The sequence below is a fragment of the Promicromonospora umidemergens genome, assembly GCF_024171995.1.
GTDB classification, from domain to species: Bacteria; Actinomycetota; Actinomycetes; order Actinomycetales; family Cellulomonadaceae; genus Promicromonospora; species Promicromonospora umidemergens.
The window spans coordinates 59,776-75,035 of sequence record NZ_JAMTCT010000018.1; the positions used below are offsets into that span (position 1 = coordinate 59,776).

General features: G+C 71.1%; 15 protein-coding genes. 9 read left to right on the forward strand and 6 right to left on the reverse strand.

The window, feature by feature from the left end; genetic code table 11:
• The first annotated feature begins 83 nt into the window (after positions 1-83).
• The gene (locus APR04_RS22870) at positions 84-941 is read left to right on the forward strand and encodes a helix-turn-helix transcriptional regulator (RefSeq protein WP_253874731.1); all 858 of its coding nucleotides are present in this window, start codon (positions 84-86) and stop codon (positions 939-941) included.
• A 48-nt stretch (positions 942-989) separates the two neighbouring features.
• Positions 990-1,139 carry a hypothetical protein gene (locus tag APR04_RS22875; protein ID WP_253874733.1) on the forward strand — a complete coding sequence of 50 codons (150 nt, stop codon included), beginning with the start codon at positions 990-992 and terminating at the stop codon, positions 1,137-1,139.
• A gap of 332 nt (positions 1,140-1,471) precedes the next feature.
• Here the strand turns inward: APR04_RS22875 and APR04_RS22880 are convergent, their stop codons facing one another.
• The 5 genes from APR04_RS22880 to APR04_RS22900 all read right to left on the reverse strand — a co-directional run bounded on the left by APR04_RS22880 (position 1,472) and on the right by APR04_RS22900 (position 6,946).
• Complete coding sequence (locus APR04_RS22880) at positions 1,472-2,068, reverse strand: C40 family peptidase (RefSeq protein WP_253874742.1); 597 nt, start codon at positions 2,066-2,068, stop codon at positions 1,472-1,474.
• A 570-nt stretch (positions 2,069-2,638) separates the two neighbouring features.
• Positions 2,639-4,711: a DEAD/DEAH box helicase gene (locus tag APR04_RS22885; RefSeq protein WP_301312872.1), complete on the reverse strand. Its 2,073-nt coding sequence runs from the start codon at positions 4,709-4,711 to the stop codon at positions 2,639-2,641.
• 402 nt (positions 4,712-5,113) lie between these two features.
• Positions 5,114-5,848 carry a glycosyltransferase family 2 protein gene (locus APR04_RS22890; RefSeq protein WP_253874746.1) on the reverse strand — a complete coding sequence of 245 codons (735 nt, stop codon included), beginning with the start codon at positions 5,846-5,848 and terminating at the stop codon, positions 5,114-5,116.
• Positions 5,838-6,392, reverse strand: coding sequence for a DUF2238 domain-containing protein (locus tag APR04_RS22895; protein WP_253874748.1), 555 nt, complete (start codon positions 6,390-6,392; stop codon positions 5,838-5,840). The genes APR04_RS22890 and APR04_RS22895 overlap by 11 nt, the downstream gene beginning before the upstream one ends.
• Positions 6,389-6,946: a MarR family winged helix-turn-helix transcriptional regulator gene (locus APR04_RS22900; protein ID WP_253874750.1), complete on the reverse strand. Its 558-nt coding sequence runs from the start codon at positions 6,944-6,946 to the stop codon at positions 6,389-6,391. The genes APR04_RS22895 and APR04_RS22900 overlap by 4 nt, the downstream gene beginning before the upstream one ends.
• Before the next feature lie 150 nt (positions 6,947-7,096).
• Between APR04_RS22900 and APR04_RS22905 the strand changes: the two genes are divergently transcribed.
• Positions 7,097-9,238, forward strand: a complete 2,142-nt coding sequence (locus APR04_RS22905) for an MMPL family transporter (RefSeq protein WP_253874752.1) — start codon at positions 7,097-7,099, stop codon at positions 9,236-9,238.
• On the opposite strand, the gene APR04_RS22910 is transcribed toward APR04_RS22905, so the two are convergent.
• A complete protein-coding gene (locus tag APR04_RS22910) occupies positions 9,235-9,795 on the reverse strand; it encodes a MarR family winged helix-turn-helix transcriptional regulator (RefSeq protein ID WP_253874754.1) in 561 nt (186 codons plus the stop codon). The two genes, APR04_RS22905 and APR04_RS22910, sit on opposite strands and share 4 nt — an antisense overlap.
• A 98-nt stretch (positions 9,796-9,893) precedes the next feature.
• On the opposite strand from APR04_RS22910, the gene APR04_RS22915 reads away from it, so the two are divergent.
• From APR04_RS22915 to APR04_RS22940, 6 genes are read left to right on the forward strand one after another with little or no spacing between them, the layout of a single operon-like run.
• Positions 9,894-10,784 carry a phytoene/squalene synthase family protein gene (locus APR04_RS22915; protein ID WP_253874756.1) on the forward strand — a complete coding sequence of 297 codons (891 nt, stop codon included), beginning with the start codon at positions 9,894-9,896 and terminating at the stop codon, positions 10,782-10,784.
• Positions 10,772-12,349, forward strand: coding sequence for a phytoene desaturase family protein (gene crtI, locus APR04_RS22920; RefSeq protein ID WP_253874758.1), 1,578 nt, complete (start codon positions 10,772-10,774; stop codon positions 12,347-12,349). The genes APR04_RS22915 and crtI overlap by 13 nt, the downstream gene beginning before the upstream one ends.
• Positions 12,346-12,720 carry a lycopene cyclase domain-containing protein gene (locus APR04_RS22925; RefSeq protein WP_253874760.1) on the forward strand — a complete coding sequence of 125 codons (375 nt, stop codon included), beginning with the start codon at positions 12,346-12,348 and terminating at the stop codon, positions 12,718-12,720. The genes crtI and APR04_RS22925 overlap by 4 nt, the downstream gene beginning before the upstream one ends.
• Positions 12,717-13,037 carry a lycopene cyclase domain-containing protein gene (locus tag APR04_RS22930; protein WP_253874762.1) on the forward strand — a complete coding sequence of 107 codons (321 nt, stop codon included), beginning with the start codon at positions 12,717-12,719 and terminating at the stop codon, positions 13,035-13,037. Before APR04_RS22925 ends, APR04_RS22930 begins: the two co-directional genes overlap by 4 nt.
• Positions 13,027-13,887 (forward strand): prenyltransferase, encoded by an 861-nt coding sequence (locus APR04_RS22935; protein WP_253874764.1) that lies wholly within the window; start codon positions 13,027-13,029, stop codon positions 13,885-13,887. Before APR04_RS22930 ends, APR04_RS22935 begins: the two co-directional genes overlap by 11 nt.
• A gap of 12 nt (positions 13,888-13,899) precedes the next feature.
• Entirely contained in the window at positions 13,900-15,258 is a 1,359-nt protein-coding gene (locus APR04_RS22940) for a TIGR01777 family oxidoreductase (protein WP_253874766.1), read from the forward strand.
• Positions 15,259-15,260: the final 2 nt, after the last annotated feature.

The window sequence follows — 15,260 nt, forward strand, 5'->3', positions numbered from 1 at the left end:
CCGGTAGTGCATCGGACCTGATCACGAAGGTCCGGTTAAGGTGGTGCGCGCAGCCACCCACCACCCTGCCGACGGGAGCGACCGTGAGCGAGCTGGGCGACTTCCTCCGGGCCAGGCGGGCTGCGGCCTCGGTCGCGTCACTTCCCTTCGTCTCGTCGGGACGACGGCGTGTCCCGGGGCTCCGCAGGGACGAGGTCGCTGTGCTCGCCGGCGTCAGCGTGGACTACTACACGCGGCTCGAGCAGGGCCGGGAGACGAATCCGTCGGCGCAGGTGACGGATGCCCTTGCCCACGCCCTGGACCTCGACGTCCACGAGCGGCGCTACGCCTACGGGCTCGCACAGATCGTGTGGGTACCCGAGCTCGCCGAGACGGAGCAGCCGGTCGACACGGCCCTGACCCGCCTCATGGACAGCTGGCCAGGGGCCGCCTGCTTCGTCCTGGACCCACTGCTGGACATCGTCGCGATGAACCAGCTCGCGACCACCCTGTTCCGGCCGTTCACCGCGACGAGGAACCTCGTCGAGATGGTGTTCCTCGACCCCGAGGGCCGCACCTTCTACGCCGACTGGGGGCGCGCTGCCACGGGATGCGTGGCCAACCTGCGCGCCTCCTCCGGGCTCTACGCCGACACGGCCCGGCGCCACGAGCTCGTGGACCAGCTCAGCACCGGCAGCACGGCCTTCGCCGAGCTCTGGGCGGCACACGACGTGGAGCCGAAGACCCATGACCAGAAGGCGCTACGGCATCCGGACGTCGGCGAGTTCACGATCGCGTTCGACGCCCTCGAGGTCTCCGCCCTGCCCGGGCACCAGCTCGTCGTGTACCGTGCCGAGCCGGCGAGCGCCGGCGAACGGGCGCTTCGCACACTGTCCGAGGCCTCCACGTCCTCGGCCCAGGACGGCCGGGTCGCCGGCGGAGCCTCGCACCGCGGCACATAGGAGGAACAGGGCCAGGTTCGTCGGGCGCGCAGCGACTAGCGTGCGAACGTGCCTGCCCCGACCGCCCAGCCGGCTCCACTGCTCCCGGAGCACGAGCCAGCGGTCGTCCTGAACGGCGGCCTGCTCGTCATCGACGCCAACCGGCGCTGGCGCACCCTCATCTGTCCTTCGCCGACCTCAGCGACGTCGGACAGATGAGTGGTCGACACCGATCTGCCCGACCACGTGACCGACCCCGACGCGAGCGCCCTGATGGCCGACCTGATTCAAGCAGATCGACGTGCTGCCGTCCGGGGACGTCGCCGAGACCGTCGCGTTCCTCGCGGGCCTGCCGAAGCACGTGAACCTCACCGAGATCACGATCCTGCCGACGCGGCGACATACGAGACGAATGCGTCGGTCCGGCGGCGTTCACCTCCAAGGTTTTGACCTCAGGCGCGCGGCAACTGACATCGGGATCGACCCGAGTGTTCGCCTTGGGCGTGACGATCACGCCCTCGTCCCGCGGGTGTGCCTGTCAGTACGGGCTGTCAGTACGGGCGGATGTAGACCGCGTAGTCCTGCCACTGGGTGGTGTGGCGGACCGGCGTACCGTAGTTGGCCGCCTCGACCACCATGCCGTCGCCCGCGTAGAGGGAGACGTGGCCCTGGGTCCACACGATGTCGCCGGGGATCGGCGTCGTGACCTGGTAGCCGGAGGCCACCATGGATGACGACGAGTGCGGCAGCTCGACACCGAGCTGGGCGTACACGTACTTGATCAGGCCCGAGCAGTCGAAGCCCGTGCCCGGGGACTCGCCACCGTACGTGTAGGCGATACCGAGGTACTGCATGGCGATCGCCACGGCCTGAGCGCCGATGGAACCGTCGGACGCGTAGTCCGGGGCGGCCGGCTCGGGTTCTTCGACCGCGGCCTGGGCCTCCACCTCCGGCTCGGCCTCCACCTCGGGAGAGGCGGCCTCCACGACGGGCTCTTCTTTTGGTTCTGGCTCTGGCTCTGGCTCTGGCTCTGGAGCAGGGGTGACCGTGACGGCCTTGCTCTCGATGCTGAGCTTCGCGTCCGTTGCGACCTGTACTGCCGGGGCCGCCACGATCTCCTTGCGGGAATTTTGCGTCAGTGCCGTCATGTCGACGATTGCCAAGCGGTTCGAACCGTCTTCCGTGACGGCGTGTGCGCTGGGCACGAATGCCGTCACGAGAAGTCCGGACGATGCCGCGATGACTGCGCCCGAGCGGGCCACGGTACGGGTCAAGGTCGTCAAGGGAGTGCTAGGAGGATGATCGGCGCGGTATCGACCGCGTCGGGCGTTGGTACTCACCGATTTTCTCCAAGTCGTCGGCTGCACGAGCCCATACCGAACCAGGAATAGGGCCCGCGGTTATGCCTCCCGTGGCACAACTAATCCGACGCTACATACGAGTAAGGACTTTGTCTCGATCAGATAACAGGTGTCGTGAGATATCAGACCCTGCAAAGCATGCTCACCTCATCGGCCAACCGCCCTTATGCCAGCGTTAGAGCCATTCTTAGAGCCAAAGTGGTCACACCGGCGACATTAGAAAAAGCACACCGGAGAAATGGTGTGATACGCCGGTTCTCCGGCGGCGTATCACGTTTTGTCGCGGGTACGGAGCTCCCAGGCCGAGTTCGCGCCCCTGCTCAGCAGGCCGTCATCGCGCGGTGGCAGTCCGGTGACTCAGGCGATGCCTTCGGCGGCGAGCGCGTCGGTGAGGAGCGTGACGAGAGCTTCGAGCTGGACGTCGGTGGATGACGCGACGTCCTCGTCACCCGCCCCGTCCAGTGCCCTGGCGGCCAGCCCGGCCTTGCTGTCGATCAGCTCCGCGATGGTGGAGTCGATGGTCTGGGCGGCGATGATCCGCCACGCGGTGACGGGTTCTGCCTGGCCGATCCGGTGGATCCGGTCGATCGCCTGGGTCTGCTCGGCGTGGGTCCAGGACAGCTCGGCCAGCACCAGGTTGGAGGCGACCTGGAGGTTCAGCCCCACTCCGGCGGCCGTCAGGGAGCAGACAGCTATCGACACGTCGGGGTCGCCCGTGAACGCGGCGATGTTCTTCTCGCGCGTCTTCGGCGTCTGGTCGCCGCGGATCGAGGCGTAGCCGATGCCGCGGTCGGCGAAGGTCTTCTCGGCCTGATCCATCACGTCGACGTGCTTGGCGAAGAACACCACCTTGCCGACGTTGCGGGCGAGCTGCGCGGCGTAGTCGGCGGCCAGCCCGGCCTTGGCCTGGCCGATGCGGCGGACCATGCTGAACACGTTCTCGCCGTCGGCCCGCGAGCTCGAGTCCTTGAGCTCTGCCGCCGCGACGCGGCGCGCGAGCTCCAGGTCGATCTCGCCCTCGACGCCGTCGCTCGCGACGGAGCTCTCGGCGCGCGCCTGCACGGCGGACCGGTAGCGGCTCACCAGGCGCTCGGCGAGCGCGGTCTCAGCGGCACGGATCGAACGGCCCGCCGCGCCGTCGAGCTCGACCGGCAGGTCCGCCACCCGGCGGGCGGGGATGTCGGCGACGACGTCGGCCTTGCGGCGGCGCACGATGCCCATGTCGATGACGCTGGTCCTGGCCGCGGCGTAGAACCCGGGGTCGGCAGGAGTGAGCTCGGTGCTCTCGAGGGCGGTCAGCAGCGCGGCGAGCGGCTTCGTGTCGTCGATCCAGCCGAGGAACTGCCAGATCGCCCGGAAGTCCTCGATGTCGTTGATCAGCGGGGTGCCGGTGAGCGCCATCAGGAGCGGCCGGGCGGTCCGGGCGCGGATCCGCTCGGAGACGGCAAGCACGTGCTGGGAGCGCTGGGAGCCCTTGTTCTTGATGAAGTGCGCCTCGTCGACGACCATGCCGCGGAAACCCAGGTCGCCCAGCCAGCCGACGTGCCGGTCCAGGAGCTCGTAGTTCACGATCACGACGTCCGCGAACCCGTCGATCCGCTCGCCGTCGCCATGGACCACCGTCGCCCGGCGCTGCGGCGTCCACATCCCGACCTCGTGCGCCCAGTTCGTCTTCACCACGTTGGGCGCCACGACCAGCAGCGGGAAGGCGTCTGCCGCCTGGGCGGCGAGCAGGGCCTGGGCGGTCTTGCCGAGCCCGGGCTCGTCCGCGAGCAGGAAGGTGCGGTGCCCGCGCGCCGTGGCCTCGACGACCTGGGCCTGGTGCGGCATCAGCTCCCGGCCGTGTCGGGCGGACAGCGAGCGAGCCTCGGGCAGCGGCATGCAGGCGGGTACGCCGGCGCCGGCGTACTCGAAGGAACGGAAGAGCGGCTCGAGCAGCTCCCAGCCGGCCAGCCGGCGGACCCGCGGGGCCACCCGCTCGGCCGCGGCCTCGAAGTCCGGGGCGAGGAACGGGTTCGCCAGCTGGCGGGAGATCACCGAGCGGGGCACCACCCGCTTCTCGGCCCCGGGCGCCGGCGCGGCCGGCGGGGCAGGCGGGGGCTCCTCGGGCGGCTCCAGCCCGCCTGCGCGCATCATGGTCGCCTTGAAGGCGCGTGCCGCGTCGGAGACCTTGGCGTCCTCTGCGAGCAGCTCGAGGAGCGAGGTGTCCCGGGCAGCGATCCTCGCCAGCAGCGTCGCAACCTCGTCGAGCCGCTTGAGCTGCTGGTTTCGCTTGGAGTCGGTCAGGGCGCCGTCGGCCTTGGCCCGGGCCCGTTCCTCCCGCATGAGCAGCGCGACGACCTGGAACTTCGTGCGGACCGCCGGACGCGTCGGCGGTCTCCGCACTGCGCCGTCGACCTCACGGGCGACCTCCGCGAGCACCGGGATCATCCCTTGCTCGGCGGGCCGCTGAGGGCGGCGGCGCTGGCCGCCGGATCCGGTTCGCGTGCGACCGGACCGGCGTTGGCCTGGTGGTGCCACATCTGCTCCTTCACTACATACGTACCGCGATGCGGCGCTGCTCGCCGTGCCACGCCCGCGCGGACAGGACTTGGTCGGACGTCGGACAACCGGCCCACGAGGAGGCAGGTAGCCCGGGCCAGGATGCTCCGATCGGCCGCCAGGTCACCACGCAGCGTCTCGCCTGCGCCGGCCGCGGGCCCTCGCTCACGCCGATGGTGACACGCCACCGGGTGTCTTGGTGAATCACCGTGGGGCATGGTCGTGGCCTGGTTGATCGCCCCAGAACTCGGAGTCTACCGCCGGACGACCCGCCGAAGGGCTCGCTCAAGGCTATCGGTGCTGCAGCCAACGCTCCCACGGAGGCGAGACCTGCCAGTTGACCCGCAGGGTGTGCCACGCGCGGTCGAGCCGCCGACGTCGTTGGTGCCGCCCGCGCAGGCTGCGCGCGGACACGCCCACCCGCCACGAGCGGTCGAGCCGGATGCGCCGGCGAGCGCCGAGCCGGAACGCCAGGTCGAGGTCGTCGTGCACCTCGGCGTCCTCGCGCGCGACGTCGCGACGCACGGCCCGCCAGGCGCTGGAGCGCAGCGCCATGCACGAGCCCCACAGGGCGGTGTGCCCCAGCGCGAGGTGTCCGAGCACGTAGTACGCCCCCAGGTAGACCACGGCCACAGCGGTCCGCAGGCCCCGCGGCGCGTCATAGAAGCTGCCGGTCCCCGTGAGCGCGTCGAGCCCCGGGTCGGCGGACATCCGCTCCACGACCGTCTGCACCCACCGCGGGCCGGGCCGGGAGTCGGCATCGAGCCGCGCGATGACAGCACCCTTCGCGGCGTCGTACCCGGTCGCCGCGGCCGCGGGGATCCCGACGCTGGGTTCGTCGACGACCACCGCGCCCCAGCGGTGCGCCACCGCCGCGGATGCGTCGGTCGAGGCGTTGTCGACCACGACGATCTCCAGCGGGGCCACGGTCTGGCGGGCAAGCAGGGACAGGCACACGTCCAACGCCTGCGCGTCGTCGCGGACCGGGACGACCACGGACACCGTCGGCGCGAGGTCAGGCGTCACGACCGAGCCTCCACGCCGGGTCCCGGACCGCGAGGACGACTCCGGTGAGCATCGCACCGAACAGGCCGAACGCCAGGTCGGCGATGGTGTCCGTGTATCCGACGTCGATACCTTCGTCGAGATAGGTGTGCCCGACCCACTCCCCCAGCTCCCACACGATCGCGCTCAGTGCGCCGACTCCCATGGTCGTCGCTGCCAGGCCGACCCTCGCTCGCCCGGGAAGCGCACCGGCCTCCAGCGCCTGCCCGCGGACCATGATGATGACACCGACGGCTGCGACGAGGCCCGTGCACACCGCGTGCACGAGGAGATCGAGCCATGGCACGGCCTCGTACCACCCGAGCTGAGAAGCCCACGCCGCCAGCAAGAGGCTCGAACCGAAGCAGAGGTCGAGGGCTGTCGGCAGGCCAAGGAACCGCGGGACGAGGACCCCGCCAAGCACGAGCAAGAACAACGCGCCCGCGACGCCTCCGAGAGCCACGATGCCGACGGCGAGACTGCCCACCGCAGCGGCACGCACCACGTCGCCAGGCACGAGGCTCACGTCTGCTCCTCGTCCGTGCCTGGACCTGCGAGGTCATGGAGAAAGCGGGTGACGACCTCCCGCTCCTGCGCGGTCAGGCGGGCGGCCGCGGTGAACCGGCGGGCGTGGCTGCGGCCGACCGTCTCGCGCGCCGCACGCCGTGTGTCCTCGGTGACCTCGATCGCGAGGCTGCGCCGGTCGGAGGGATGTGGAGACCGCAGCACGTGGCCGCCCGCCGCCAGCCGGTCGATCAGCTTCGTGGTCGACGCCGTCGTGATGCCCAGGTGCTCGGCGATCGCGCCCGGTGTCACGACGCGCCCGTGGCTCTGCATCGCGATGATGTAGCGCAGCGCCCGCATGTCGGTCTCACCGAGCTTCATGTAGCGCCGGGAGACCACGCTCATCCGGCGTTCGGTCTCACGCCAGGCACGCAACGCCTCCAGGACGCGCACCACCTCATCGACGTCCCGGTCATCCATGCCCGAGCGGTGCACGATCTCCTGGTCGGGGTCCATCACCCGAGGGTCCATCATCGACGGCTCGGCATCGTCGCGCGCTGCAGGTTCGGGATCCACACCCAGATTTTACCGCTCGGCAAATCCCGTCCTATGCTTGAATATAGCCAGGCTAACGAAATCAGGAACGTGCCGAGCGGCGAAGCGACCCGGAAGCGGAGCTTCGAACGACAAGACCTTTCGAACGACAACACCTGGAGGACCTCGCACATGAGCTCGCGCGTGCCACGCTGGCTGCGTGTCCTGCTGCCTGCCGCCCTGATCCTGGTCTGGGTCGCGGCGGCCGGGCTCGGCGGGCCGCTGTTCGGGCGGATCGACGAGGTCTCGTCCAACGACCGCACGGCATACCTGCCCACCACGGCCGAGGCCACCGAGGTGCAGGAACGGCTCGACGGCTTCACCGAGGGCGATGCGGTTCCCGCGGTCGTGGTCTTCGTCTCGCAGGACGACCTGACCGCTGACGACCTGAGCGCCATCGGCGACCGGCTGGCAGAGGCCGGCGAGCTCGACACGGTGGACGGCGACGTCTCCCCCGTGATCCCGTCCGACGACGGCGTCGCAGCGCAGGCCTTCGTCCCGCTGTCCGGCTCGGCCGACCTCGGCGAGGCGACCACAGCACTGCGTGACGCCCTGACGGTCGACCTTCCCGACGGTATCGACGTGTACATCACGGGTCCCGCAGGACTGTCCAGCGACCTCGGGACCGCCTTCGCGGGGATCGACGGCCTCCTGCTGGGAGTAGCTCTCGCCGCGGTGCTGGTCATTCTCGTCATCGTCTACCGTTCGTTGCTTCTCCCGCTCGCCGTGCTCGCGACCAGCATGTTCGCCCTGTGCGCGGCCCTGCTGGTCGTCTGGAACCTGGCGAACCAGGGGGTGCTGCTGCTCAGCGGACAGACTCAGGGCATCTTGTTCATCCTCGTCATCGGAGCGGCGACCGACTACGCCCTGCTGTATGTGGCCCGCTACCGCGAGGAGCTGGTGCACACGCCCGCCCGGTGGACCGCCACCCGGCGCGCGCTGCGGGGCTCGTTCGAGCCGATCCTGGCCTCGGGTGGAACGGTCATCGTCGGGCTGCTCTGTCTGCTGCTCAGCGAGCTGCGCTCCAACAGCACCCTCGGACCGGTCGCGGCGATCGGTATCGCGTTCGCGATGCTCGCGGCGCTCACCCTGCTCCCGGCGCTGCTGCTGGCCATGGGCCGCGCCGCGTTCTGGCCGCGGCGCCCGCTGTACGACCCCGCCGCCGCCCGGGCCGGTGGCGAAGCTGGTGGCCTGTGGGGCCGGGTCGCACGTCTGGTGCGCGCCAGGCCGCGCGTCACCTGGATCACCACGGCGCTCGTGCTCGCCGTCGGCTGCGTGGGCGTGACCCAGCTCCAGGCCTCCGGCGTACCGCAGTCGGAGCTCGTGCTCGGAGCCTCCGAGGCACGCACCGGACAGGAACGGCTGGCCGACCACTTCCCAGCAGGCTCCGGGAGCCCCGCCTATGTCATGGCACCCCAGGAGAACCTGCAGGACGCCGCCGACGTCCTGCTGGACGAGGACGGGATCGCGTCGGTCGCGGTCACCGCGGACACCCCGGCCGGCACGGCCCCGGTCACCGGGGACGGCATAGAGGCCTTCGGCCCGCCCGGTACCCCGGCACCCGAGCCCGTCGTGTCCGAGGGGGAGGTACTGCTCCAGGCCACCCTGTCCGACGCCGCCGACTCCGCTGCCGCGGAAGAGACCATCCGCGATCTGCGCGCCGGCTACGCCGACGCCGTTCCCGAGGCCATCGTCGGGGGTGTGTCCGCAACGGATCTCGACACGAACGACGCATCGATCCGCGACCGCACCGTCATCGTGCCGGTCGTCCTGGTCGTCATCCTGCTGATCCTCATGCTCCTGCTGCGCGCTGTCCTCGCGCCCGTGCTCCTGATCCTCACCACCGTGCTGTCGTTCGGCACGGCGATGGGAGTGGCCGCGCTGGTGTTCAACGACGTGCTCGGCTTCCCTGGCGCCGATCCTGCCGTGCCGCTGTTCGGGTTCGTGTTCCTCGTCGCGCTCGGCATCGACTACAACATCTTCCTCATGACGCGGGTACGGGAGGAGTCGGCAGCGCACGGCACCCGGGAGGGCGTGCTGCGCGGGCTGAGACTGACCGGCGGCATCATCACGTCGGCGGGCCTGGTGCTCGCCGCCACCTTCACCGCACTGGCGGTCATCCCGGTACTGTTCCTCGTGCAGCTCGCCTTCATCGTCGCGTTCGGCGTGCTGCTCGACACCTTCGTCGTCCGGTCGCTGCTCGTTCCGGCACTCTCCTACGACGTCGGCCGGGCGATCTGGTGGCCGTCCAAGCTCGCTCGCGGGCGCCGCTAGGACCCGTCGCCGGTGTCCTCACCCGGGGCGGCCAGGTCATCGAGGAACCGGGTGACGATCTCTCTCTCCTGCGAGGTCAGCCGCGCGGCGGCGTCGAACCGGTGAGCGTGCCTACGGCCGACGGTCTCATAGGTGACGCGCGCGGTCTCCTCGGTCACCTCGACGGCGACGCTGCGTCGGTCCGACGGGTGCGGGAGCCTGCGGACGTGGTCGCTCTCGGCCAGCCGGTCCAGCAGCTTGGTGGTCGAGGCGGACGAGATACCGAGGTGGGCGGCGATGGCACCCGGCGTCGCCAGGCGACCCTGGTTGCGCAGTGCGATGATGAAACGCAGAGCACGCATATCGGTCTCGCCCAGCTTCATACAGCGCCGCGAGGCCTCGCTCGCACGACGCTCGGTCTCGCGCCAGCGCCGCAGCCCTTCCAACAGGCGCACCACCTGGTCGACATCGTGTTCCGCGAGACCAGCCCGGCTCACCATCTCCTGGCCGGGATCCAGCACGCGCGGGTCCAGCATCGACGGTTCGACAGACCCGCCCGACCCCTGTTCATGGACCACGGCCAGATCCTAACCTTGCGGCCAATGCTTCCTGTGCTTAAATATAGCCCGGCTAGCAAAAATCGACCCGAGGGGACCGGAACCGTGGAGAACGAGCTGTGAACCCGTCATCCTCGCTCGCGCTGTACTCCGAGACCGCTCACGTGGCTGCGGCCCGCGTCCTCGGCGCCTACTCCAGCTCGTTCAGCCTGGCCACCCGCCTGCTGCCACCCATGATGCGAGCGATGATCGAGGACGTCTACGCGCTGGTGCGCGTCGCCGACGAGGTCGTCGACGGCCCCGCGCACGAGGCGGGGCTCGCACCGGCCGAGTGTCGCAGCACCCTCGACGCCCTGGAGGAAGAGACGCTCGCGACCCTGCGCAGCGGGTTCAGCGCGAACGTCGTCGTGCATGCCTTCGCCGCCACGGCCAGCACCGTCGGCATCGGCGAGGCGCTAGTGCGTCCCTTCTTCGCCTCCATGCGCCGCGACCTCGACCCGGTCGTCTCGCTCACCGACGACGAGTACCGCACCTATGTGCACGGCTCCGCCGAGGTAGTGGGCCTGATGTGCCTGCGGGCGTTCCTGCACGAGCACCCGGTCTCCCCCGCGGTACGTGAACGGCTCGAGGAGGGCGCCCGCCGGCTGGGCGCCGCGTTCCAGAAGATCAACTTCCTGCGCGACCTCGGTGACGACGAGGTCCGCCTGGGCCGGTCCTACTTCCCCGGTATGACCCCGGACGGGTTCGACGACGAGCACAAGGCAGTGATCGTCAAGGAGATCGACGCCGACCTGGCAGCGGCGCGCGCCGTCATCCCCCTGCTCCCACCGGGCCCACGCCGGGCCACCGCACTGGCCGCCGGACTGTTCGCCGAGCTCAACGAGAGGCTCCGGAACACGCCCACCGCCCGGCTGCGCGGCCGGCGCGTGTCCGTGCCCACCGCCGTCAAGCTCCGCATAGTCGCCACAGCACTGGCCGGGGCGCGGGAAGGCAGGCGATGGGACACCTGAACGGCCGCACGGACGATGCGGTGCGCGGTCGACGTGTGGTCGTGGTCGGCGGCGGCATCTCGGGCCTGGCGACCGCCGCCCTGCTCGCACGGGACGGGGCGACGGTCACCCTGCTGGAGGCGCGGTCCGAGCTCGGTGGCCGGGCGGGGCAGTGGCACCACGGCGGCTTCCAGTTCGACACCGGGCCCTCCTGGTACCTCATGCCGGAGGTCTTCGACCACTTCTTCCGGCTGCTGGGCACCAGCGCGGCGGAGGAGCTGGACCTCGTCCGTCTCGACCCGTCCTACCGGGTCTTCTTCGAGGGCGACCCCGAACCCTTCGACCTGCCGGCCGACGGCGCACGCGAGGCCCTGCTGGCACTCGACCCGCCGTCCTCGTCCCGGCTGGAGGCCTACCTGGACTCGGCGGCGGAGACGTACCGCATCGCCACCGAGCGGTTCCTCTACGCGACGTTCGCGTCGCTGCGGCCCTTCCTCGACCGTGACCTCGTCCGCCGCCTCCCACGCCTGGCCCGGCTGCTCGGCGAACCGCTGGACCGCTTCATCGCGCGCCACACGACCGACGACCGCGTGCGCCGCATCCTCGGCTACCCCGCGGTGTTCCTCGGCACCTCACCGAGCGCGGCGCCGAGCATGTACCACCTCATGAGCCATCTGGACGTGACCCAGGGCGTGCTGTACCCGCGCGGCGGGTTCGGCACCGTCATCGACGCGGTGGCATGCCTCGCCGAGCGCAACGGAGCGAAGCTGCTCACCGGACAGCGGGTGAACCGGATCACGGTGGCAGACGGCGCCGTCACCGGCGTCGAGGTGACCGACCTCACCGGTCACTCGCGACAGCTGGAGGCAGACGTCGTGGTCTCGACCGCGGACCTGCACGTCACGGAGCACGCCCTGATCGAACCCGAGCACCGCAGCCACGGCGACCGCTGGTGGAAGCGCCGCGACCCGGGTCCCGGCGCGGTGCTGGCGCTGCTGGGGGTGCGCGGCGAGCTACCGCAGCTGGCCCACCACTCGCTCTTCTTCGCCAGCGACTGGCAGCAGGGGTTCGATGCGATCTTCGGCGACCGGCGGGCAGCACCCGGTCCGGCCTCGCTCTACGTCTGCCGGCCGAGCGCCACGGACGACGTCGCTCCGCCCGGCCACGAGAACCTGTTCGTCCTGGTCCCTGTGCCCGCCGACACCGGCATCGGCGCTGGTGGCATCGACGGTGCAGGGGATGCCCGCGTCGAGAGCGTCGTCGACGACGCCATCGCGCAGATCGCCGACCGGACGGGGACGCCGGACCTCGCGGAGCGAGTAGTGGTCCGGCGTACGATCGGCCCCGCCGACTTCGAGCGGGACCTCGGCGCCTGGCGCGGCGGAGCGCTCGGCCCCGGCCACACGCTGCGGCAGAGCGCCATGTTCCGAGGGCGGAACGCGTCGTCGCGCGTGGACGGCCTCCTGTATGCCGGCGCCACGACCATCCCGGGGATCGGGCTGCCGATGTGCCTCATCAGCGCGGAGCTGGTCGTCAAGCGGCTGCGGGGCGACACGAGTGGCGGCCCGCTCCCGGAGGCCCGATGAGCCTCGCCTACCTCGCCGTGCTGCTCGTCTCTGCGGCGGGGGTGCTGCTGCTGGACCGGAGGTACCGGCTCTTCTGCTGGCAGGATCCCGCCCGGGCGGCGGCAGTTCTCGCCCTGGGGGCCGTGTTCTTCCTGCTCTGGGACCTGGCGGGCATCGGGCTCGGGGTGTTCTTCCACGGCTCCGGGCGCTATATGACCGGGCTCATGCTCGCCCCTGAGCTGCCCGTCGAGGAGCTCGTGTTCCTGCTGTTCCTCTGCGAGCTGACCATGGTCCTCGTCCTCGGCGCCCAGCGCGTCCTGCACCGCTCGAGCCGGCGCGGCGACCGCCGACGGGACGAGCGCGCTCGCGAACGAGAGGACGGGCTCCGATGACCTACCTCCTGCTGGCGCTCGGCTTCCTCACGGCGGCCACGGCGGTCGCCGTCGTGGCGCGGGCAGCCGCCGCACGCCGCACCGGACCACGTCCCGCCGGCTGGCGCGCCGTCGTGCTGGCCACCGTGGCCCTGCTGCTGCTCACCGCGGTGTTCGACACCGTCATGATCGCGAGCGGGCTGTTCGCCTACTCCGACGCCCACATCTCGGGGCTCCGGCTCGGCCTGGCGCCGATCGAGGACTTCGCCTACCCGCTGGCGGCCGTCATCCTGCTGCCCGCGCTCTGGACCTACCTCGGGAGCCGTCGTGATCGCTGACCTGGTGCGCGCGTCGCGCCCCCTCAGCTGGATCAACACCGCCTACCCGTTCGCCGTGGCGTACCTCCTGACCGTGCGCGAGATCGACGCCCCGCTGGTCATCGGCACGCTGTTCTTCCTCGTGCCGTACAACCTCGCGCTCTACGGGATCAACGACGTGTTCGACTACGCGTCCGACCTCGCCAACCCCCGCAAGGGCGGCGTCGAGGGCGCGCTGCTGCCACCACGTCGGCACCGCACGGTCCTGGTCGCGTCGGTGGCGACCTGCGTACCGTTCGTGGCCGCGCTGGTCCTGCTCGGCCCACCCCTGTCGTGGGCAGCGCTCGCGATCAGCCTTTTCGCACTCGTCGCCTACTCGGCCCCGCCGTTCCGGTTCAAGGAGGTGCCGGTGCTCGACTCCCTGACGTCGAGCGTGCACTTCGTCAGCCCGGCGGTCTACGGCCTGACGCTGGCGCAGGCCGCCCCCGCACCCGAGCTCGTCGCGGTGCTCGGCGCATTCTTGCTGTGGGGGATGGCGAGCCACGCCTTCGGTGCGGTCCAGGACGTGGTCCCCGACCGCGCGGGCAGCATCTCCTCGATCGCTACGGCGTTCGGTGCGGCCCGCACCGTCCGCTGCGCGCTGGGTGCCTGGGTCGCCGCCGGGCTGCTGGTCGCCACCACCGGGTGGCCGGGCGCCCTCGCCGGCCTGCTCGTGCTGCCCTACCTCGCACTGGCGCTTCCCTACGCACGGCTGCGCGACGAGGACTCAGCACGCGCGAACGGCGGCTGGCGGCACTTCTTGTGGGTCAACTACGCGGTAGGCGCCGCCGTGACGATCCTGCTCATCACGATCGCCACCTTCGACATCTGACGTGGAGGAACCATGCCGCAGACCTTCTCGAGCGTCGTGCCATACCCTCGGCCCGAGGTCTTCGCCTGGCACCAGCAGCCCGGCGCGATCCACAGGCTCACGCCGCCCTGGGCACCCCTGCGCGTCGTGCAGGAGGCGCGGTCGCTGGCCGACGGCGAGGCGGTGCTCGGGCTGCCCCTCGGCTTGCGGTGGGTGGCACGGCACTCGGGCTGTCGACCGCCGGAGCAGTTCGTCGACGAGCTGGTCTCCGCGCCGCTGCGCTGGGTGCTGCCGTGGCGGCACACCCACGACTTCCGCGCCGAAGGCGACCACACCCGCATCACGGACACGGTGCAGACCCCGGTGCCACGTGCGCTGCTGCGGAGCATGTTCGCCTACCGGCACCGCCAGCTCGGCATGGACCTGGCGGCACAGGCAACGGCCCGGAACAACGGCGACCGGCCAAGGGTCGTCGCGATGACGGGCAGCAGCGGCCTGGTCGGTAGCGCCCTCGCGCCGTTCCTGACCACGGCGGGCTACCGCGTCGTCCGGCTGGTCCGGGGCCGGCCGCAGGGGCCCGACGAGCGGCGCTGGGACCCACAGGCACCGGCCGACGACCTGCTGCGCGGCGTCGACGCCGTGGTCCATCTCGCCGGCGCCTCGATAGCGGGCCGGTTCGACGACTCGCATCGTGCAGCAGTGCGCGGATCGCGCATCGGGCCGACCAGGGCGCTCGCCGAGCTGGCCGGCCGCACCTCGGGCGGACCGGAGGTCTTCGTCTGTGCGTCGGCGATCGGCTGCTACGGCCCGGACCGCGGGGACGAGGTGCTGGAGGAGTCCAGCGCACCAGGCGACGGATTCCTTGCCGACGTCGTCGCGGACTGGGAGAACGCCGCGTCGGCAGCCGCTGACGCGGGACTGCGGGTGGTCCAGGTGCGCACGGGACTGGTGCAGTCCCCGCGCGGCGGCACGCTGCGGCTGTTCTACCCGCTGTTCGCGGCGGGGCTCGGCGGCAGGCTCGACCACGGACGGATGTGGCAGTCGTGGATCGGGATCGACGACCTGGTGGACGTCTACCACCGGGCGCTCTACGACACCGCGCTGTCCGGTGCGGTGAACGCCGTCGCGCCGCAGCCGGTGCGCAACGCGACCTACGCCAAGACCCTGGCCACCGTGCTGCGGCGGCCCGCGGTGCTGCCGGTTCCCGCTCTGGGGCCACGGCTGCTGCTGGGCCGGCAGGGCGCGACCGAGCTCGCCGAGGCCAGCCAGCGCGTGTCGCCCGCCGCCCTGCTCGCACGGGGACACCGGTTCCGGCACGCCACCCTGGAGCCGGCCCTGCGACACCTGCTCGGCCGGGAGCATGCCGAGGCGCACCGCCGACCCGGAGCGTGAAC

Bases quoted from the DNA above. Each gene is read 5' to 3' on its own strand.
- APR04_RS22880 (WP_253874742.1), bottom strand. From the start codon at position 2,068: ATGACGGCACTGACGCAAAATTCCCGCAAGGAGATCGTGGCGGCCCCG.
- APR04_RS22885 (WP_301312872.1), bottom strand. From the start codon at position 4,711: ATGATCCCGGTGCTCGCGGAGGTCGCCCGTGAGGTCGACGGCGCAGTG.
- APR04_RS22905 (WP_253874752.1), top strand. From the start codon at position 7,097: ATGAGCTCGCGCGTGCCACGCTGGCTGCGTGTCCTGCTGCCTGCCGCC.
- crtI (WP_253874758.1), top strand. From the start codon at position 10,772: ATGGGACACCTGAACGGCCGCACGGACGATGCGGTGCGCGGTCGACGT.
- APR04_RS22925 (WP_253874760.1), top strand. From the start codon at position 12,346: ATGAGCCTCGCCTACCTCGCCGTGCTGCTCGTCTCTGCGGCGGGGGTG.
- APR04_RS22930 (WP_253874762.1), top strand. From the start codon at position 12,717: ATGACCTACCTCCTGCTGGCGCTCGGCTTCCTCACGGCGGCCACGGCG.
- APR04_RS22940 (WP_253874766.1), top strand. From the start codon at position 13,900: ATGCCGCAGACCTTCTCGAGCGTCGTGCCATACCCTCGGCCCGAGGTC.